This window comes from Rhizobium sp. BK212 (assembly GCF_014197475.1).
GTDB lineage: Bacteria > Pseudomonadota > Alphaproteobacteria > Rhizobiales > Rhizobiaceae > Rhizobium > Rhizobium anhuiense.
In genome coordinates this window covers 62,475-81,737 of record NZ_JACIFS010000005.1, presented here as the reverse complement: position 1 = coordinate 81,737, position 19,263 = coordinate 62,475, and the positions used below count along the sequence as shown (strand labels likewise).

Sequence of the window (19,263 nt, the reverse complement as noted above, 5' to 3'; positions counted from 1 at the left end):
TGCCGGCGCATGACGCCGACGGCTTTCTCAGGCCACAACCGGAACCGGCGCGCTGTCGTTCGGCAGCAATCGCGCCACGGCGCTCAGGAGATCCGTCTGCGATATCAGGCCGAGGATTCGGTAATCGTCATCAACGACGATGACGGCATGTGTGCGCCCGTCGGTCAGCACAGGCAACAGTGAAAGAGCGGCATCCGAAGGTCTCGCCACCGCCGGCCTCGAGATCGCGTGTGCGATCGTCTCGGTACTTCCGGACAATTCCCGCAGGCCGACGGTGCCGATGAGACGGCCCTCCGGGTCCTTCACCGGCAGGGTGCGGATATTATGCTTCAAGAGAAGGTGACGCGCGGCATCCGGTTCCGACGTTTCCCCGATGGCGATCACGTCACGCGACATGATATCGGCACAGCTGATCTTGCCGTTCGAGCGGATGGCCGCCTGCAGCTCGACCTGCTGCAGCAGTCGGCCGAGGTCTGCCCGGTCGATATCGAAGGTTTCGTCGAGCGCTTCGAGAGCCGCATCGACGTCCTCCTCGCGGAACCCTACCCGCGCGGCCGACGGCAGGTCGATCGTCTGATGGGTGTTCTCCGCCTTGAGAACGACGTGCGGATAATTCCGCTTGGAAAGCTTGTGGAACAGCAGGCCAAGGCCGACGAGAATGCAGGAGTTCAAAGCGACGGGCACGAAGGGAAAGAGGAAGCCCCAGCCGGCAACGACAGGACCACCGAGCACGGCGGTCAGGGCCGCGGCTCCTCCCGGAGGGTGAAGGCAGCGCGTGAAGGACATTGCGCCGATCGCAAGCGAAACGCCGACACCGGTCGCGATGATCGGATCGCGAATGAAATAGGCGGCCACAATCCCCATCAGCGCTGAAATCGTATTGCCGCCGATGATCGACCATGGCTGCGCCAGCGGGCTTGCCGGCACCGCGAAAAGAAGCACCGCGGACGCCCCCATCGGCGCGACGATCAGTGGCAGATGCGGCCCCTGCCCGAACAGATAGCCGCTGATGACGCCGGTCAGACCAATGGCCAGCAAAGCGCCGAGGCATGCGATCAATCGCTCCCGCAAGGTCGCACCGGCCAGGATCGGTGAGAACAGACGGAAGCGGCGGAAGCGGCTCGGTCCCACCTTCGGGGAAACGGGAAACTGCATGACAAGACCAATTTCGAACGAGGATTATCTGGCGGATGAAGGAAGAGCAGGTGCGAGTTAGTTTGCTGCCAGTCTGATATCTCTGCCCTTTGTCGCGCTGAGCACTTCGTGGAACGCATTGAACGCGCTCGGGCGGTCATTCCTGCGGTAGACGAGCAGCGTCTCGACAGGTCCCAGCTGGTAAGTCTGGGCAGACGTCGGCCAGTGCATCAGATCGAGAACGGATCTCGGCATGACGCCGGCCGTATTGCCGGTCGCAACGCTTGCCAGAATCGCGTGGTAGGAGCCGAGCTCGCTGGTCGGCAGGGCGCTCGATTTGCGCACCCAGTTTTCGGCGATCCGGCGATAGGTGCAGCCGGGCTCCAAAGCGGCGAGCGCCCCGACACGCAGGTCGGCGGCGGATTTGATGGCGGGATGGCCGGACGGCAGTACGATCAACAGGTCCTCGACAAAGACCGGCTCCATTTCCAGGGCCTTGAGTTCGGCATCGAAGCCCGAGTCTTCCTCACGCATCGCCTTCGGCAGGCGGGCAATCAGCGCGCAATCGAGCACATCGGAGAGAACATCGCGGGTCAGATCGCGGGACGCCCCCATCGTCAGATGCAGCGATACATCGGGCCACATCTGGTTGAATTGCGTCAGTGCCGCCGGCAGCCTGCTTGCCGCCGTGCTCTCCATGGTGCCGACCCGCAACGTCCCCGATGGGGCGAGAGGCCGCACAGCCTGGCGCGCTTCCAGCGCCAGCGCCTTGAGCCGGTTGGCATAGGAAAGAAACGTCTCGCCCTCCCGCGTCAGGGTCATCTTCTTGCCATCGCGGCTGAAGAGGGAAACGCCGAGGTCCTCCTCCAATTGCTGGATGCGCGTCGTCACGTTCGACGGCACCCGCCCCACAGCCTTGGCGGCCTTGGTAACGCTGCGGTCGCTGGCGACGGCGAGGAATATGTCGATCGACGAAAGGTCCAATGAAAAGATCTCGTTTTCGGAATTAAGGCTAGAGATAATTCTCTATATAAAAATCATCGACATTGCTCAAGCCGGTTTCGGCACCGGACAAAAAAACGCAAGCCGGCAGGCAGGCGATTGCCGAAAAAAGGGTCGGGTCGCCGCGGAAATAGCCATGCAACCTACGACATTGCCTCTGTCGGACGACGTTTTGAGGGTTTGAGCTTGGCACACGGTTTGCATCCGCAAACCTATCTGCAGATCGATCGGCGACGACCTCATGTTGCACCTTGTCTTGACCTGTCTTCTTCTGAGCGTCGCTTCAGGCTTGAGCATGCGGCGTTTTCTGCTGCCGTATTTCGCCGGCGGCGATCTCGCCGAGAAGTCCGCCCCTGTGACAGTCGTCGCAAGTGCCGTCTTTCTGGCAGCGATCGCTTTCACCGTCTCCGACCAGGATCTTTGGGCAAAATCCGTCATTCTGATGCTCGGCCTTTTACTGGCCGCAATGTTTGACGACGCGAGACCCAAGCTGACGATCGCCCTTTCCGCCGTCAGTCTGGCGGCCTATCTCGGGCTGCGTTCGATCGGCTGAGCATCCAACCATCACCCAAACAGATCAGGGGTCACGGAACACGGCGACTCATCGCCGGTGTCGACGCCCAATCGAGCTTGCATCCATCGACGAAAATCATTCGTCAACGCAGCCACATCCTGCAACCTGAAACATCTCCCGACGGGCGATAAGGAAGACTTCGCGCAATACGGGAAAATGATCTCTATTGAAGAATATTTCCTCACTGTTATTCTCCATCATAGAACATTTTCCGGGGCACGCTGGGATCGCAGGAAGCAGAAATCAGACCTCTCACGATCGGTGTCGATCTCGACTCCAGGAAATCGAGACCAGCGGCTCCCGTGCCGTGAGGATGTTCGAATTGCGTCGGTGAGGAGGCGAGCGGCGATCATGGACAGCGATCCGGCAGGAAAAATTTGGTCGGAATGGTATGCGTGGCATCCCGTCTTGCCGATCGACGATACGATATTCTGGCTCGAAACCGTGTACCGGAGGCAAGGCCCAGAGGGTCTCTGGCAATATCGTTCGTTCCGGCCGGAATTCGAACGCCGGCAGGCTCTGACCGACATGCCCGTCTGTCCCGGCGCTTAGAGCCTTTCCGGGTTAGATTGCAGCATTCTGCCGGAGCAGGTTTTCGTCAGGGCAAAGGCGATCGGCTCGGGAGTACCCCGAGGTACGCCCGAGCCGATCGCCTTTGCCCTGACGGAAAGATGCCGGGCCCATCGGCCGCACCGCCTCGCCGTGGCGAAGCGATAAGTGCGTCCGGCGATTCTAAAGTCTTGCAGATTTGCAAGGCAAATCTGCGGGAGGGTTGGCTGAAACGGGCCGGCTGATCGACCGGCCGGCTTGGCCGTAGAACTGGGCGACGACGCGCGCCGGCCGGTCGACCATCGGACTCCGTTTGAGCCAACAGAATGCTGCAATCTAAACCGGAAAGGCTCTAAATCACCCGAGCGCCTGGCTGACGAGCGCATAGGTTTTCGGCGCATGCGCTGCCTGACGCTCCGGATGCGGGAGCCATGGGCCACCGAACGACATGGTCGTGACGATGTCGTAGACCGAAAGACCGCAGCGGGAGAGGAAATCGGAAAACGTTCCGCCCTTTTCGCGTGTGTCGAGGCGCAGGAACGTCCCCCTATGCTCGCCTGCGTGCGGACGGATGACGGCGATCGCGTCCGCATCGTTGCCCGCCACGACCGGACCGATGACATGGCCGCGCCCGAACCGCCGGCAAAGCGAGAAGGCCTCGATCCTGCCGGCGCGGCTCAACACGATACCCTTGGAATTAGCCATGAGCCGGGCCAGGAGCAGCTTGCGTTCCGTGCCGAAGGCCACGCAATCCAATTGCGCAATCGCGTCCAGATCTCCAGCCTCGACTGCCCGTATCACGGCGCCGGGCGGCGGCTCCACATCCGGCGGCGATATCGCTTCGCCCTGGCATTGAAAGACAGATGCCTCCCGAATGAAATTCAGGGAACGATAGAGACGTCGCGCGGCACGCGTCGCGTTCAGCCCTAGGTGGCGCCCGGCGACCTGATCCAGCACGTGGCCCATCAGCCATTGCCCGGCACCGTTGGTTTGCAGGCGCGGCGAGGTGATGACCATACCGACCGTGGCAAATTGCGCATCATAGGGAAACCACATCGCGGAGCCGAGAATGCGGCCGATTTCATCGATCGCCACGACGCCCTCGCCGAACTCACGCATGAATTGCCAGTCTTCGGCGCGATGCGGCCAGGCGACGGTCATCGAAAGCGCGTGCAGTTTGTCGAGATCGACGCTGTCGATCCCGACAAGGCGCATCTCGAAACTGTCGACGATCCTGGATTCGGATGTCAGTTCACTCACCCGGCCCTCCTGCCGCATTGTCTCGCCCAGCCTGCGCTCGGAAACTTCTGTGACCAGACTAGAACAGATCGTTCGATACAATTCACTGGGGAAGCGCGCGCAAACACAACAATCGACCAAATCCCGATGCGCATTCGGCAAATAACGCCTGCGCCTGCCTTTAAAGTCATTGACCAGGCCCGGATCGGCCGCCAATCGCCGTTCACCGTGAGGACCCGGAATGTCGCCTCCCGTCAGCCCAGTTACAAGCACCCCAAAAATCCCGCCGCGCTGTGAAGAATCCCATGCAGGCAATTGAAATTCTCGAAAGGCTCGTCGGCTTTCCCTCGGTCGTCGGCACGCCGAACACCGAGATCGTCGCATGGATCCGGCACTACCTGCAAAGCCACGGCGTTGTTGTCACGGAGCTTCCCGGTCCGGAGGGCGACCGGTCGAACCTCTTCGCCACGATCGGCCCGAAGGAAACGCCGGGCTATATCCTCTCGGGCCATATGGACGTGGTCCCCGCCGCCGAAGGCGGCTGGACCAGCGATCCGTTCCGCCTGCGGGCCGAAGCGGACCGCTTCTACGGTCGCGGCGCCACCGACATGAAGGGCTTCCTGGCCGCCGTGCTCGCCGCCGTCCCGGCGTTTGCGGCCATGCCGCTTCGCCGGCCCATCCACCTTGCCTTTTCGTATGACGAGGAGGCCGGCTGCCGCGGCGCGCCGCATATGATCGCCCGCCTGCCGGAGCTCTGCGCAACTCCGCTTGGAGCGATCATCGGCGAGCCGAGCGGCATGCGGGCAATCCGCGCCCATAAGGGCAAGGCCGCCGCCCGGCTGACGGTCAGAGGCCGGGCAGGCCACTCCTCGCGCCCGGATCAGGGGCTGAATGCGATCCATGCCATCACCAGCGTTTTGGTTTACGCCAGCGCCGAAGCCGACCGGCTGACCTCCGGGCCGTTCGAAGATGTTTTCGAACCGCCCTACTCCTCCCTTCAGGTCGGCACGCTGAAGGGCGGCCAGGCGGTCAATATCATTCCCGACATTTGCGAGGCCGAGTTCGAAGCGCGGGCCATTTCCGGCGTCGATCCGGCAACGCTGCTAGCGCCGTTGCGAGCATCGGCCGAGACGCTGTCGCAGCGTGGTTTCCAAGTAGAATGGCGCGAACTCAGCGCCTATCCGGCGTTGTCGCTTGCCGCCGACGCGCCGCTTGCGGCGCTGCTTGGCGAACTGACCGGCATCGAGCCGCTCGCCGCCGTCAGCTACGGCACGGAGGCCGGGCTTTTCCAGCGCGCCGGCATCGATGCGATCATCTGCGGACCGGGCGACATCGGCCGCGCCCACAAGCCGGATGAATTCATCCGTGCTGGTGAACTGCTCGCCTGCCAGGCGATGGTCGAGGCGCTCGGTCGCCGCTGCGCCTGAAGCACGAGATCAAGGAGCCGACGCAATGACCTTTCTCTTCAATTCGGACGCGAAGCGCGGCGCCATCTTCGCCGAAGCCTTCGCGCGCGAACTGCCGGACATCGCCTTCTCCATGGATCCCAAGTCGGTCGAAGCCGAGGCCGTGCGCTATCTCATCACCTGGACCCTGCCGGATGATCTCGCGCGCTACCGCAATCTCGAAATCCTCTTTTCGATTGGTGCCGGGATCGACCAGTTCCGCATCGATGCCGTGCCTACGTGGGTGAAGGTGGTGCGCATGGTCGAGGACGGCATAATCAGGATGATGCAGGAATATGTGACGCTTTCCGTACTTGCGCTCCATCGCGACCTGCCGACCTATCTCGACCAGCAGCGGCGCCGGACCTGGCAGGCGGTCGCGCCGGTGCAGGCCTCGAACCGCCGCATCGGCGTGCTCGGGCTCGGCATGCTCGGAACCGCCGTGCTCGAACGCTTGCTACCCTTCGGCTTTCCACTTTCGGGCTGGAGCCGCAGCCCGCGCGAGATCGACGGCATCCGATGCCTGAGCGGTCGGGACGGCCTCGATACTCTGCTTGATACCACCGATATTCTTGTCTGCCTGCTACCGCTGACGGACGAGACGCGCGGCTTCCTGAATGCCGGCCTCTTCGCCAGGATGCCGGCTGGTGCGGCGCTCGTCCATGCCGGTCGCGGCGCTCAGCTCGACCATCGGGCACTCGTCGCCGCACTCGACGCCGGGCATCTTTCCGGCGCCGTTATCGACGTCACCGAGCCGGAGCCGCTTCCCGCGGACCACGCCTTCTGGAGCCACCCGAAGATCCTGCTGACGCCGCACATTGCGAGCGTCACCCAAGCTGAAACCGCCGCAGCAGCCGTGATCGGCAACATCAAACGCTATCAGGCGGGCCTCGACCCGATCGGACTGATCGATCGCAGCCGCGGCTACTGAATTCTTAACCCAGGAAAGCAAAATCATGTCCCTTCTCAAGACGATCGACACCAACCCGACCTCCACGCCGCGCGAGTCCGGCCCGCTGCCCGAACGGCTGATCTCCGGTAACCCGGCCTTCAAGACCTGGGCGCAGGACGTCGCCCGCGGCGAGACGGTTCATAGCGGCGTGTGGGAAACCACCCCCGGCGAGACGCGCTCGATCAAGGGGGAGACGTTCGAGTTCTGCCATATCCTTTCCGGCCTGATCGAGATCACCCCGGAAGGTGGCGAACCGGTGGTCTACAGAGCCGGCGACAGCTTCGTCATGAAGCCCGGCTTCGTCGGCGTCTGGAAGACGATCGAGACGGTGCGCAAAATCTACGTGACCGTGTCGTAATGCCAACGCCGTAGATTTGACTGGCCGCAGCGGCGAAAACGCAATTTTTCGCCGCTGCGGCGTCGCCGGTCGATGAATGCTGCTCGCTTTCCCCGGTTAGGCTTGCCTCAGCCCACCCCGAGGACATGCGATGACACTCAGCTTCGATCCGAACACGATTTCCCTGCCCGTCGGGCATTTCATCGGCGGCCGGCTGATTCCGGCCGAAGCCGTGATCGACATGCATCGTCCCTCCGACGGCAAGGCCTATGCGGGCTGCCCGCTGGCTGACGCAGCAGTTGTCGACCACGCTGTCGAAACCGCCAAGAAGGCGTTGAGGACGAGCAACTGGGGCGGCGTGCGGCCGCGCGAGCGCACCGTGGCGTTGCAGCGCTGGGCGGATCTGATCGAGGCGGAGGCAGAGACCCTCGCCAGGCTTGAAGCGCTCTCGTCGACACGGCCCATCGGTCATCTCGTCGCCGGCGACATCGCCGTCACTGCCGAGCAGATCCGTTTCTTTGCCGAATTCGCCGACAAGGAAGGCGGCGACCTCGTTCCGACCGACGATACCAATTTCGGCATGATCATGACCGAACCCTACGGTGTCGTCGGCGCCATCACGCCCTGGAATTTTCCCCTGTCCATGGCGGGCTGGAAGCTCGGCCCGGCGCTGGCGGCGGGCAATGCGGTGGTGTTGAAACCATCGGAGATGACGCCGTTCTCGACACTCTATCTCGCCGAACTTTCGGTGCGGGCCGGTCTGCCGGCCGGTCTCGTCAACATCGTGCTCGGTGACGGCCCGACCACCGGAAATGCGATCACCGGACATCCCGGCATCGCCAAGGTCAGCTTTACCGGCTCGACTGCGGCCGGCTCGGCGATCATGACCAATATCGCTCGCACCGGCGTCAAGCCGATGACGCTCGAACTTGGCGGCAAAAGTCCGCAGTTGGTCTTTGCCGATGCCGATCTCGAGCTTGCTGCGGGCGCAATCGCCGGCAGCATTCTTTCCAACGCCGGTCAGGCCTGCGTCTGCGGTTCCCGCCTGATCGTCGAGGCGAAGGTGGCGGACGCGCTCGCGGCCGCACTTGTCGAGAGGCTGGCGGCCATCCGCCCCGGCCCCACCTGGGATGAAGCGACCGATTATTCGCCCGTCATCTCCGAACGCCAGATCGCCCGCATGGACGGTATCATCCGCGCCGCGATCGACGGCGGGGCCGAGTGCCTCACCGGTGGCCGCCGCCTCGACCGCGAAGGCTATTTCTACGCGCCGACGCTGATGTCTGGCGTGACGGCAACGTCGCCGGCGGTTCTTGAGGAAATCTTCGGACCGGTGCTGACCATGCAGACTTTCGAGGACGAGGAGGAGGCGCTGAGCCTCGCCGACCATCCGGCTTACGGGCTCGCCGCCGGCCTCTTCACCCGGGATCTGTCGCGCGCCATCCGCGTAACGCGCCGCCTGCAGGCCGGCACCGTCTGGGTCAACCGCTACGGCCGCTCGCGCGACCATATCCTGCCGACCGGCGGCTACAAGCAGTCCGGTATCGGCAAGGATCTCGGCCGCGACGCCTATCTCGCCAACCGCAAGAGCAAGAGTGTGCTCATCAGCCTGTGAGGACCTGCGATGAAGACCTACAAGATCGCCCTTCTGCCCGGAGACGGCATCGGCCGTGACGTGACGGCAGCAGCCTGGGCCGTGCTCGAAAAGGCAGCTCGCCTGAACGGATTTTCTCTCGATGCAACCAGCTATCCCTGGTCCTGCGACTACTATCTGGAGAACGGCAGCATGATGCCCGCCGACGGCATCGAAACGCTCCGGTCCTTCGATGCCATCCTGCTCGGCGCTGTCGGCTGGCCCCACAAGGTGCCAGATTCCGTCTCGCTGCACGGGCTTCTGCCGATCCGCAAGGCTTTCGTGCAATATGCCAATATCCGCCCGCACCGGCTGCTGCCCGGCGTGCAGGGACCGTTGCGGTCCGACGGTTTCGACATCCTCTGCATTCGTGAAAACACCGAGGGCGAATATTCCGGCGCCGGCGGCCGCGTCCACCAGGGCACCGACAGCGAGGTGGCTGTGGAGACCTCGATCTTCACCCGCAAGGGGGTCGAGCGCATCCTGCGTTTCGGCTTTGAGCAAGCGCGTGCGCGCAGCGGCAAGCTTGCCTCGGTGACCAAGTCCAACGCCCAGAAATATTCGATGGTCTTCTGGGACGAGATCACCCAGCAGCTTTCTGCCGAATATCCCGACGTCGACGTGACCAGCTACCATATCGACGCCATGGCCGCCCGCATGGTCATGGCGCCCGAGAGTCTCGACGTCGTGGTCGCCTCCAACCTGTTCGGCGATATCCTGACCGATCTCGGCGCCGCCATCCAAGGCGGGCTCGGCTTTGCAGCCTCCGCCAATATCAATCCCGATCGCTCGGCGCCATCGATGTTCGAACCAGTCCACGGCTCCGCCCCCGATATCGCCCATCTCGGCATCGCCAATCCGATCGCCGCCATCTGGTCGGGCGCGATGATGCTGGAGCATTTGGGAGAAACGGCTGCCGCCGCAAAGGTGATGGCATCAATCGAGGCGACGACCGCACGCGGCATCGGCGCCATTCCCGGCAAGGACAAGACCGACGCGATCACCGCATCGGTGCTTTCGGCACTTGACTGATCAATGGAGAACAGAATGAACGGATTAAGGGATAGCAGCCTGCTTCGCCAGCAAGGGCTGATCGACGGAGAATGGCGTGGGGCCGCAGCCGGGAATACGATCGAAGTGATCGACCCGGCGACGCAGCATGTGCTGGGCACGGTGCCCGACATGGACGGAGCCGATACCAGGGCGGCAATCGCCGCGGCGGAAAGGGCCTTCGGTCCATGGCGGGCAAAGACCAATGCCGAGCGCGCAGCATTGCTGGAAGCCTGGCACGATCTGATGCTCGACAATATCGAGGATCTGGCGCTGATCCTCACCCGTGAGCAGGGCAAGCCGCTGACGGAGGCGCGCGGCGAAATCCGCTACGGCGCCTCGTTCATCAAATGGTTTTCCGAGGAGGCGCGCCGCATCGGCGGAACGACCATTCCCTCGCCGACGGCGGACCGGCGGATCGTCGTTCTGAAGGAGCCGGTGGGCGTGTCGGCGATCATCACGCCGTGGAATTTTCCGAATGCGATGATCACTCGCAAGGTCGGGCCTGCACTCGCCGCAGGCTGCACCGTCGTCATCAAGCCATCGGACCTGACCCCTTATTCGGCCCTGGCGCTCGGCGTCCTGGCCGAGCGCGCCGGCATCCCGAAGGGCGTGATCAATATCGTCACCGGCCTGCCCACCCGGATCGGCGACGAGTTGATGGCGAACGAGACCGTCCGCAAGATCTCTTTCACCGGCTCGACCCGCGTCGGCTCGCTGCTGATGCGCGGCGCAGCCGACAGCGTCAAGCGGCTCAGCCTCGAACTCGGTGGCAATGCGCCCTTCATCGTCTTCGACGACGCCGATCTCGATCTTGCCGTGGAAGGCGCGATCGCATCGAAATTCCGCAATGGCGGGCAGACTTGCGTCTGCGCCAACCGCCTTCTCGTCCAGTCCGGTGTCTACGAGACCTTTGCCGCCAAGCTTTCCGCACGCGTATCGGCCATGAAGGTCGGGGCCGGCACGGAGGCCGGCACGGATATCGGCCCGATGATCAACAAGTCGGCGATCGAGAAGATCAAGCGTCATGTCGACGATGCGGTGGGCAAGGGAGCGAGGATCCTCGCCACCGCAGGTTTCGTGCCTGAAGGCGATCAATATGCCGTGCCGATGGTGCTCGGCGGTGCGACCACCGACATGCAGCTTGCCAGCGAAGAGACCTTCGGACCCGTTGCCCCGCTTTTCCGTTTCGACACTGAGGAAGAGGCGATCGGCATCGCCAACGCCACGCCCTTCGGCCTTGCGGCCTATTTCTACACCGAGAGCCTGAAACGCTCCTGGCGTGTCGCCGAAGCGCTGGAATTCGGGATGCTCGGCCTGAACACCGGGGCGATTTCCACCGAGGTTGCCCCCTTCGGCGGCGTCAAGCAGTCCGGCCTCGGTCGTGAAGGCGCCCAATGCGGCATCGATGAATATCTGGAAATGAAGAGCTTCCACATCGGCGGCCTCGCCTGACCGACAGAACGCAAAGGGCGCCGGGACATGATCCCGGCGCTGGATGATCGGAGCGACGGTCGATCCTCCTGCTGGAGCAACGCCGACAAGTCGTTTTGAACACTCCGCAACCTTTGGCGGATGGCTGCAAATTACGGTGCCTAGACAACATTTCTTTGACGCTGCTTTGACGGCAGGGTGCTACGGCCGATTTGCGAAGTTACGCAGAGGGATTTCAGCCGGTTATGCTTCAATTCGATCATCGTCACAGCATAGATTTACATTTCGCAATCCCGGTTTCCCTTTCCGGTTGCTTGCCAGACGCCGTAGTTGTGGCAGACTGGTCCCCGGATGCTAGGTTTTCCGGCCGCCGAACGAGCGTTTCGGAGGCAACGGGGGCGGGGCCGGTGGATCGCATGAACAAGGAGCACGATCCGTTTCGGATGTTCCTGCTCGGGCCTTTTGCCCTTGTGGACGCCGGGGGGCGCTCGGTTACTCCGAAATCCAAAAAGGCACAGGCTCTTCTGGCGATGCTTGCATTGTCCGCCCGGGGCTCGCGCTCGAGAATCTGGCTTAGGGATAAGTTATGGAGCGATCGCTCCGATGACCAGGCAGCAGCCAGTCTACGCCAGGCGCTTTTGGACATTCACAAGAGTCTGGGGTCGGCACGTGATCTCTTGATTGCGGATAAGAATACGGTTTGGCTGGATACGGACCGACTCGTGCTCGATACCGACTTGGTGGTTCAGACGGAGCGGTCTCCGGATCAAGTCACCGACGAATTGCTCGAAGGTATCGACATCCGCGATCCCGAATTCGAGGACTGGTTGGCGCTGGAACGGCAAAACTGGTATCGCCGTCTCGATGAAGGACAAGTCCACGATGTATTTGAGCCGCGACAGCAGCCGAGCCGCGATGTCGCCAAACATTCCGCGCTGCTGCCGTTAACAGGCGCCCCGGATACGTCGAGAACAGGCAAACCCGTGGATATCGCCAGCAGCGGCCCAAATGGGCGGCGGGTTGGCGGTGAGTGGCAATGGATGATGGCGCTTCTGTCCCCCATCGTGGTGGGTGCCGGAGAGGGCGGACAAATTGCTGCGACACGGTTCCAGAACCTCATTGCAAAAGCCATCATCGATGGGCTGGGATTTGGCGTCACCGACCTCTCCTTCACCTTGCCGAATATTGAAGAGAGCGAACAGCAGATCAGCCTTCCCATATGCCTACAGCTTCGCCTGACGTTTGATGGTGACATGGTGCTGATCGAACTGGTGATGAAGCACCTGATCAACAACCGTATTCATTGGCTGGGCAGTCAGGCAATCAACCGCACGCAGTTCGAGCGGGGCGAATTCGGCATCGCCGCTGCGCTGATCAGCCAGGCCGTCGATCAGTTGGCCTATTTCCAGGAGATGCAGGCAACCGACAGCCGATTGTCACAAGACGGTCTCCTGATCGACGCCGTCAATGCCATCTTTCGGCTTTCGCGCGGCGACCTCGATAATGCGGAACGGCGCCTGGAAGAACAGATCCAGTATCAGCCGCGATCATCGACTTTTGCCTGGCTGTCCTTCATTCGGACTTTCCAGGTCGGCCAACGTTTCAACGCATTGGATGCTCATCTGATCGAGGAAGCCCAGGCCTATGCACGCAAGGCGCTGGAACTCGATCCGCAGAATTCCGTGTCGCTTGCGCTCGTCGGCCACGTCCATTCGTTCCTGTTCGGCGAATACGACTATGCAGCCAACCTGTTCGAAAAATCGATCCGCCTGAATCCGGCCCTGCCGCTCAGTTGGGACCTCTACGCGATGCTGCACTGCTATGCAGGCCAGCCCGACAAGGCAGTGGCCATGGCGCGTTGGGTACAAGAGCTCGGCGTCTACAGCCCGCATAAATATTACTTCGATACGACCAAATGCATTGCGGCAGCGCTTGCCGGCGATCATGGCGCAGCCATAGCTGCGGGCGAAGAAGCCCTGCGGACACGACCGAACTTCAACAGTCTGCTGCGCTATCTTGCCTCCAGTCATGCCCATTCCAACGATCTCGTCGGCGCGCGGCATTACCTGCAGCGTCTTGAGGCGGTCGAGGGCGGCTTCTCTATCAACGCCTTCCGCGGCAGCGGCTATCCGCTGCTCGACACAGGCGGCGGCCAGATCTTGATCGACGGCCTTCTCAAGGCCGGCGCCAAGCTGCGCTGAACCCCGGACAATTCTTCACATCATCGCGCAAGGAGGCTGCAATGGAAGCGGACACCGCCCACGAATCGCAATCAAGAATCGTCTCATTTCTAAACAATTATAAATTCAGGATTGAACCGGATACGGTCCTTCCATGCGAACCCAGGGACAATGCAGGTGCTGATCCTCTCACCGGTGCGTCGGAAGCTGCACCTGATGCAGCCTCCGAACCTGCGCTTTCCGGCACGGATGAAGATGCATCGTCTCTGGCCGCGCCTATGATGGCGACGATGGCCGCAGCCTCGGTCCTCAACAAGAGCGTGGCGAACAAGTCGGTGCTCAACAAGGCGTCGCTGAACAAAAACAAGAACAAAAACAAGAATAAAAATAAGAATAAAAACAAGTCGACGATGGATGGCGCCAGCCTCGGCGTGTCGCAGCTTATCCCCTCCTTCGAGCTGCGCAGGCTACACCAGCAGCCGTCACGCAACGCCTATAGCGCGGCGCGGCGCTTCACCTGGGAAATGCTGGATATACTTCCGCCGCCCGGCCCGGATTATACCCGCCTCGAAACGACGGTGCTCCTCTCCATGCAACGCCGCGACCGCGAACGCGTGCGGCGCCTGCCCGACATCCAAATCGAGTCGACGATCTCCGTGGGAGAATTCACCCGCGCATTGCATATCGAGGATCTCGGCGGCTTCGAGCAGACGGAGGGCCTTTTCCAGGCGATCCTGACGGCCTGCGAATATGTCGGACTGATCTACAAGAGCCAGTTCAACCGGCTGCGGCCAAACCAGTTTGAGCCCATGCTGCGACCGTTGCTGGCCGTGCCGGTCCACGAGTCCTATCCCAGCAACCATTCGTTCCAGTGCTTTTCGATCGCCTTCGCGTTCTCGACGATCCTGCCGGAACATCCGGCCACCGACGAGCTTGCCCGCATCGCCCAGAACGTTGCCGAAAATCGCGAATGGGCCGGCCTGCACTACCCGAGCGACACACAGGCAGGACGAGATCTCGCCCGACGCTTCGCCCCCTACCTCCACGACGCGTTCGGTCCACTGTTCCAGGCCGTACACGACGAATGGGTCTGAATTCTCCAGTTGCTGCTCAACAGGATTACAACCATGACGGATCAAACACAAATGCCTGAGCCCGCGCCGATCAACTACTACTATCTCTGGCACCTGACTGCTCTTGGCGTAGTCGACGCGGAATACGGATCGGCTCCGCCGGTGCCTCCAGCGCCCGATGCGAGCGCCGCACGCGCGCTGCCCGATCCCCTCATCACTGGCACGGTCTGGGATGCGATCGCTTCCGTCGGCCCGCTGCGACCCGCACGGGTCGCGCTGATCGATGTCGGCGTATCTCCGGATCATCCCAATCTGGCAACCCGGCTTGACCGGGAGGCGTCAATCGATTTGACGACCCATCGTTACGGCGCGCGCGTGCTCGAAATTCTCGATACGACCACGTCCTTTGACCGTGAGGAACGGCATGCCTTCTTCGCGGGGCTCAACATCACTCCGCTCGGCAATATCGGCCTTTCGAATGACGACCGGGACTATCTCAGTGACCTGGTTGCGGAATATGCCGCGTCGGAGGGTGTTCTCCGGCGGCTCTACAATCCGGAATCGCTGTTTGCATCGCATGGTACGTGCTGCGCAGGGCTGATCGTCGGCGAACCCGCCGTTGTTGCAGAAGAAGGCACGCCAAGCCTTCCGCCGGAAGGAGCCTTCTACGGTGATGGTGACGAGCTGCATACGAGCGGCAATCGCAACGTCATCCCCTATTTCGGCGTTGATCCCTTTTCAAGGCTCATCTCGATCAGGACGTCCTTCGAAGACGATGTCAGGCAGTTCATCGCAGCCTTTCTCTATGCCTATCATCAGAAGGTGGACGTGATCGTCATGCCACGCGGTCTGCCTGACCCGAAACGCAGCGTGGTCGATCCAAAGAACGAGCTGAAGGCCGACCTGGAAATATGGAAAAACCAGGATGCCGCCAATCTCTTCGCGCGCATTGCCTTCGCCGACCAGGGTGGGCCTGAACTGGAGCCGAAGGCTGCGCAGATAGGCTCCAATCCCGATCGCCCGTGGCATATCCTCAAACAGCTCATCCTCGCCGTCAGCAAGCACATTCCGATCGTCTGCGCCGCGGGAAACAGTGGCGAGAGCCAGCTGATCTATCCGGCAAGTCTTGCCGCCGATGACAACGGCATCATCGCCGTCGGGGCCGTTACCGTCGAAGGTTTCCGTTCGGGCTACAGCAATTACGGCGAAGGACTGACGGTTGTCTCCCCCTCCGACGACGGTGAGGTCTTCAACCGGCATCAGTTACGCCTCGACCGGCTTTCGCCATTTGCCGCACAGCACGACTACAGTGCCTTTCGAACGCGGGAATACTACTATTCGCACTTCTCGCTGCTGACGACGGACCTGTCGGGGATTTTCGGCTATGATCACGGCTCCGATCCATGGTCGGCGATCGTGCCGTTCGGAACCAATCCGGGCATCGGTGGCGGATACTACACCACCTTCGGGGGCACCTCCGGCGCGTCGGCGCAGGTGGGGGGCCTATGCGCCCTGATTCAGCGGGCCTACAAGAGCCGCCATAGTCCCGGTGACCGCCTCTCGGGACCTCAGGTCAAGTCCATTCTGAAAGCCGCGTCGCGCCTGGACGCCATTGTCGCACCCGGAACGAGGAAACTGACGGCGGATTGCATGAATGCAGAAAGCGAGGACGCTCTCGACGCGGCCTATTTCTTCGGGTCGGGCCTGCCGAATGCGCGGGCGGCGGTACAGGCGGCTCTGGCGATCTGACCGCTACGGATGCGTTATCCAAAATTCTAAGCCTCCTCGATCGAGGAGGCTTTTTCTTTGTTGACGTCGTTTTTACGGATTTTTAACGCCGAACTGGCGGGCGAATGACGCCCTTGGGGAATAGTGCCTCTCAACCGACGACGCACAACGTTCCGATGTCGCACGAAGTCGTCCCGAACTCCGGCATTTTTGCCCGAGATGCAACCTTGATGCGCCCGAAGACAAACTCACGGAGGCTGCCGATGTCCGCGTCCCGCATACAAGAGTTGGCAGATGAGGCGCGCCGCCTGCTCAAGCGCAATCCCCTGATGGCAAGTACCGTCTCCCTGCAGCGTGTGGCAACACGCAACCTTTTGAAGCGACGCCTCCAATATGGCCGCACGCTTGCGGCGGCTTCGAAGCTCGCAGGTTGTTCGGCTGGAGTAGAGGCATTGTCAGGTTATTTCCCCGACCTTGCAGATGGCGGATACACTCGCCTGCCGGAGCTTCCGCCAGCAGTTGCCGGACCGGTCGGCGCCGACCCTTACCGTTCATCCGTACTTGCAGCCTGGATCGCGCGCAGTCTGGAATGGCAGGCGGCCCGCCCCGATGTGCAGGTCGTCGGCCGCTATCTGCAGCCGGATCTGATCGCATCGGATGTTGAACTCGAACGTCAGCCAGCGTGCCGGCTCGCCTGCGGCATCGGCCTCGTGCACATCGAAAGTCCAGCGCGAAGCCGTATCATGCAAGCCCTCCTCCGCCAATGCATGCCGGACTATCCCCGGCCCGGCTATGCGATCACGGACGATGCGGAATTGGATCGCATCGCCGACCATCTGGAGAAGGCCTTCGCATTAATCGCGGACTTGGACGAGTACGGCCATCAACGTCTGATCGCCGGGCTGCACACGCTTTACGTTGGCGTGCGGCGCGAACCGCACTGCTCCTTTTCGAGTTCGAACGAATTGCCGGGCAGCGCGCTCATCGTCCTTTCCAGGGAGAGATTGCGCGCCGGCGATCATGCCGCGACAGCGGCCCAACTGCTTCATGAGGCGGGGAATATCCTGCTCGGGTTTTATACGACCTCGGCGGCGGCATCCCTGCCTGGCGAGTTCCAATATGTTTCCCCATACAAGAAGGACCTACAGACGTTCGAAAGCATCCTGCATACGGCCTACACCATTCCCTGGGAATGCGCCTTGCGCATGGCATGCCTATCCACCGAGACGGATCCTGAGCGCTGCGCCGGGAAGACGGCATTCATAATTGCCTATGCCGCACGGCAAGTCCCGCTCATCGATATCGCTCGGAAAGGTATCGAACGTCTCGGCGGCGATGTCCTCCTCGACCTCCCAGACATCGCCGCCATTCCTTTCTGGAGCAGTCGGATCTTGTTCCTCGTGAGCCAGTTGCTTGCCGAAGAGCCCATTGCGCACCGCCAGGCGCATCTTGCCGAGCGCCAGCGCATTCTCGATCGGCAAGCCTGGGATATTGGACAGATGCTGCTGCGCGGCAAGGAGCCGATCGATCCTCGGATGGGCCGGCGCGAGATCGATGACAGCGGCGACAATGTCAGCCTCTGGTATGACGGCAAATTCCACGTGATTGCGAAGACCCCCGACCACGCGATGGGCGAGGATTACGGACACTACGCCGCGACGATCCGCGGGATCGCGCCCAGAGAGATGGAGGCGATCTGATGGTCAACTATCGGTCTCAACGACTACCGGCGGCCGCTAGCGCGCCCGTCGATTTCCCGAACTTCTTCACCCATAGGCTGGGGTGGGGCGGCAGAGGGGCTCTGTTCATCGGCAATAGTGCTGATCCTGTCGAGGAACGGAGCCCCAATGTTACAAGACCTGCGTTCGGCGTCTCTTTGGACGGTTCCAATATGCCGGATGAGGACGAATATGTCTCCACCGCAATGGATCACGACGACGCCTTCCTCACGCCTCTTCGCCATCGTCAACGCGACTTCTCAGGTTTTCGCGAAATCGACTTCGTGATTATCGGATGCGGCGGCTTGGGCTCGCAGATTGCCATCCAGCTTGCGGCCCACGGCGCGCGCCATTTCTTTCTCGTGGATGCGGATCGTATCGACGAGAACAACTTGAACCATGTCCCATGGGCGAGCGAAGCTGATCTCGGCCGGTTGAAGACGGACAAGCTGGCGACCTGTCTGGCCGCGTGTTTCTCGGCCAAGGTCTTCGCTTTGCCGGAATTTGCGGCAGGGGCCGCAGCGCTCCGATTGATCGCAGATTACGCCCACAATCCGTTCGTTGTTCTTGCCGGCGACGATTCTCATCCGGCCCAAGAGTTCCTGACGGCCTGCCACGCATCGAAAGCCGGCCTGCCGCCCCATCTGCATGTCGGCCGCTCCGAAGCCTATGGCATCGCAGGTCCCTCGGTCGCAGTGCATGAGGACGCCTGTCCCGTCTGCCATTGCGCCGCCCAGGTCGCAACCGACGACGGCTTTCTCGCTCCACCGGCCGCTGCCGAGAACGCATTTATCGCCGGCCTTGCCGTGTCGCGGGTTGCCCAAGAATGCCTTTCGAGACACTCGGCCGCACGGGGACGCCGATGGATATTGGACCTCAAAAGCAATCAGGCCGAGCTACGTTCTCGCTGCGAACACCCCGAATGCAAGGTATGTCCATGAACACACTATCTTTGTCGGGATATTGCTGCTCCGTTGGCGCAACCGCAGGAAAGAACGATGAGCTGACGATATCCGAAGCTCTTTGCGATCCACTGATCGCCATGGTGATGCGCGCCGATGGCGTGACCTCCGAAGAATTCAAGCGACTCCTTGAGGCGGCAGCCCGTGAGCTGAAAGCCAATCTGGCTAGCTGATGGTTGACGAGAATGTGTGGTCGATCTCGGTCCGAAACCATGGCCCGGCATTGGCACTGGCCGCCCCGCGGAGTTCAGGC

General features: G+C 61.8%; 17 protein-coding genes. 14 read left to right on the top strand and 3 right to left on the bottom strand.

Translation table 11 applies throughout. The annotated features are described in order from the left end of the window. Positions 1-27: 27 nt before the first annotated feature. Together FHT79_RS17835 and FHT79_RS17830 are read right to left on the bottom strand one after the other, a co-directional pair. Complete coding sequence (locus tag FHT79_RS17835; RefSeq protein WP_183903830.1) at positions 28-1,155, bottom strand: HPP family protein; 1,128 nt, start codon at positions 1,153-1,155, stop codon at positions 28-30. A 57-nt stretch (positions 1,156-1,212) separates the two neighbouring features. After that, a complete protein-coding gene (locus FHT79_RS17830; RefSeq protein ID WP_028757401.1) occupies positions 1,213-2,118 on the bottom strand; it encodes a LysR substrate-binding domain-containing protein in 906 nt (301 codons plus the stop codon). A 259-nt stretch (positions 2,119-2,377) separates the two neighbouring features. On the opposite strand from FHT79_RS17830, the gene FHT79_RS17825 reads away from it, so the two are divergent. Then, positions 2,378-2,689 (top strand): hypothetical protein, encoded by a 312-nt coding sequence (locus FHT79_RS17825; RefSeq protein WP_028755640.1) that lies wholly within the window; start codon positions 2,378-2,380, stop codon positions 2,687-2,689. A 372-nt stretch (positions 2,690-3,061) separates the two neighbouring features. Beyond that, entirely contained in the window at positions 3,062-3,262 is a 201-nt protein-coding gene (locus FHT79_RS17820) for a hypothetical protein (protein WP_183903829.1), read from the top strand. Positions 3,263-3,616: 354 nt separating this feature from the next. On the opposite strand, the gene FHT79_RS17815 is transcribed toward FHT79_RS17820, so the two are convergent. Beyond that, on the bottom strand, positions 3,617-4,537 hold the full coding sequence (locus tag FHT79_RS17815; RefSeq protein ID WP_183903972.1) for a GNAT family N-acetyltransferase: 921 nt from the start codon (positions 4,535-4,537) through the stop codon (positions 3,617-3,619). Positions 4,538-4,803: 266 nt separating this feature from the next. On the opposite strand from FHT79_RS17815, the gene argE reads away from it, so the two are divergent. The 12 genes from argE (at position 4,804) to FHT79_RS17755 (ending at position 19,183) form a co-directional block, all read left to right on the top strand. After that, positions 4,804-5,925 (top strand): acetylornithine deacetylase, encoded by a 1,122-nt coding sequence (argE, locus tag FHT79_RS17810; RefSeq protein ID WP_047619650.1) that lies wholly within the window; start codon positions 4,804-4,806, stop codon positions 5,923-5,925. Between the two features lie 25 nt (positions 5,926-5,950). After that, positions 5,951-6,874 carry a glyoxylate/hydroxypyruvate reductase A gene (locus tag FHT79_RS17805; protein ID WP_183903828.1) on the top strand — a complete coding sequence of 308 codons (924 nt, stop codon included), beginning with the start codon at positions 5,951-5,953 and terminating at the stop codon, positions 6,872-6,874. Positions 6,875-6,899: 25 nt separating this feature from the next. Beyond that, entirely contained in the window at positions 6,900-7,253 is a 354-nt protein-coding gene (locus FHT79_RS17800; protein WP_183903827.1) for a cupin domain-containing protein, read from the top strand. 130 nt (positions 7,254-7,383) lie between these two features. Beyond that, a complete protein-coding gene (locus FHT79_RS17795) occupies positions 7,384-8,847 on the top strand; it encodes an aldehyde dehydrogenase family protein (protein ID WP_047619647.1) in 1,464 nt (487 codons plus the stop codon). Between the two features lie 9 nt (positions 8,848-8,856). Then, positions 8,857-9,897 carry a tartrate dehydrogenase gene (locus FHT79_RS17790; RefSeq protein WP_183903826.1) on the top strand — a complete coding sequence of 347 codons (1,041 nt, stop codon included), beginning with the start codon at positions 8,857-8,859 and terminating at the stop codon, positions 9,895-9,897. Between the two features lie 15 nt (positions 9,898-9,912). After that, on the top strand, positions 9,913-11,370 hold the full coding sequence (locus FHT79_RS17785; protein ID WP_183903825.1) for an NAD-dependent succinate-semialdehyde dehydrogenase: 1,458 nt from the start codon (positions 9,913-9,915) through the stop codon (positions 11,368-11,370). 224 nt (positions 11,371-11,594) lie between these two features. Beyond that, positions 11,595-13,550: an SARP family transcriptional regulator gene (locus FHT79_RS17780; protein ID WP_028755631.1), complete on the top strand. Its 1,956-nt coding sequence runs from the start codon at positions 11,595-11,597 to the stop codon at positions 13,548-13,550. Positions 13,551-13,591: 41 nt separating this feature from the next. Beyond that, positions 13,592-14,623: a phosphatase PAP2 family protein gene (locus FHT79_RS17775; protein WP_028755630.1), complete on the top strand. Its 1,032-nt coding sequence runs from the start codon at positions 13,592-13,594 to the stop codon at positions 14,621-14,623. Between the two features lie 33 nt (positions 14,624-14,656). Continuing rightward, a complete protein-coding gene (locus FHT79_RS17770) occupies positions 14,657-16,351 on the top strand; it encodes a S8 family serine peptidase (RefSeq protein WP_028755629.1) in 1,695 nt (564 codons plus the stop codon). A gap of 104 nt (positions 16,352-16,455) precedes the next feature. Further along, positions 16,456-18,030: an HEXXH motif-containing putative peptide modification protein gene (locus tag FHT79_RS17765; protein WP_183903824.1), complete on the top strand. Its 1,575-nt coding sequence runs from the start codon at positions 16,456-16,458 to the stop codon at positions 18,028-18,030. Continuing rightward, positions 18,030-18,989 (top strand): ThiF family adenylyltransferase, encoded by a 960-nt coding sequence (locus FHT79_RS17760; RefSeq protein ID WP_183903823.1) that lies wholly within the window; start codon positions 18,030-18,032, stop codon positions 18,987-18,989. The genes FHT79_RS17765 and FHT79_RS17760 overlap by 1 nt, the downstream gene beginning before the upstream one ends. Further along, a complete protein-coding gene (locus FHT79_RS17755) occupies positions 18,986-19,183 on the top strand; it encodes a hypothetical protein (RefSeq protein ID WP_063473493.1) in 198 nt (65 codons plus the stop codon). Before FHT79_RS17760 ends, FHT79_RS17755 begins: the two co-directional genes overlap by 4 nt. Positions 19,184-19,263 lie beyond the last annotated feature (80 nt).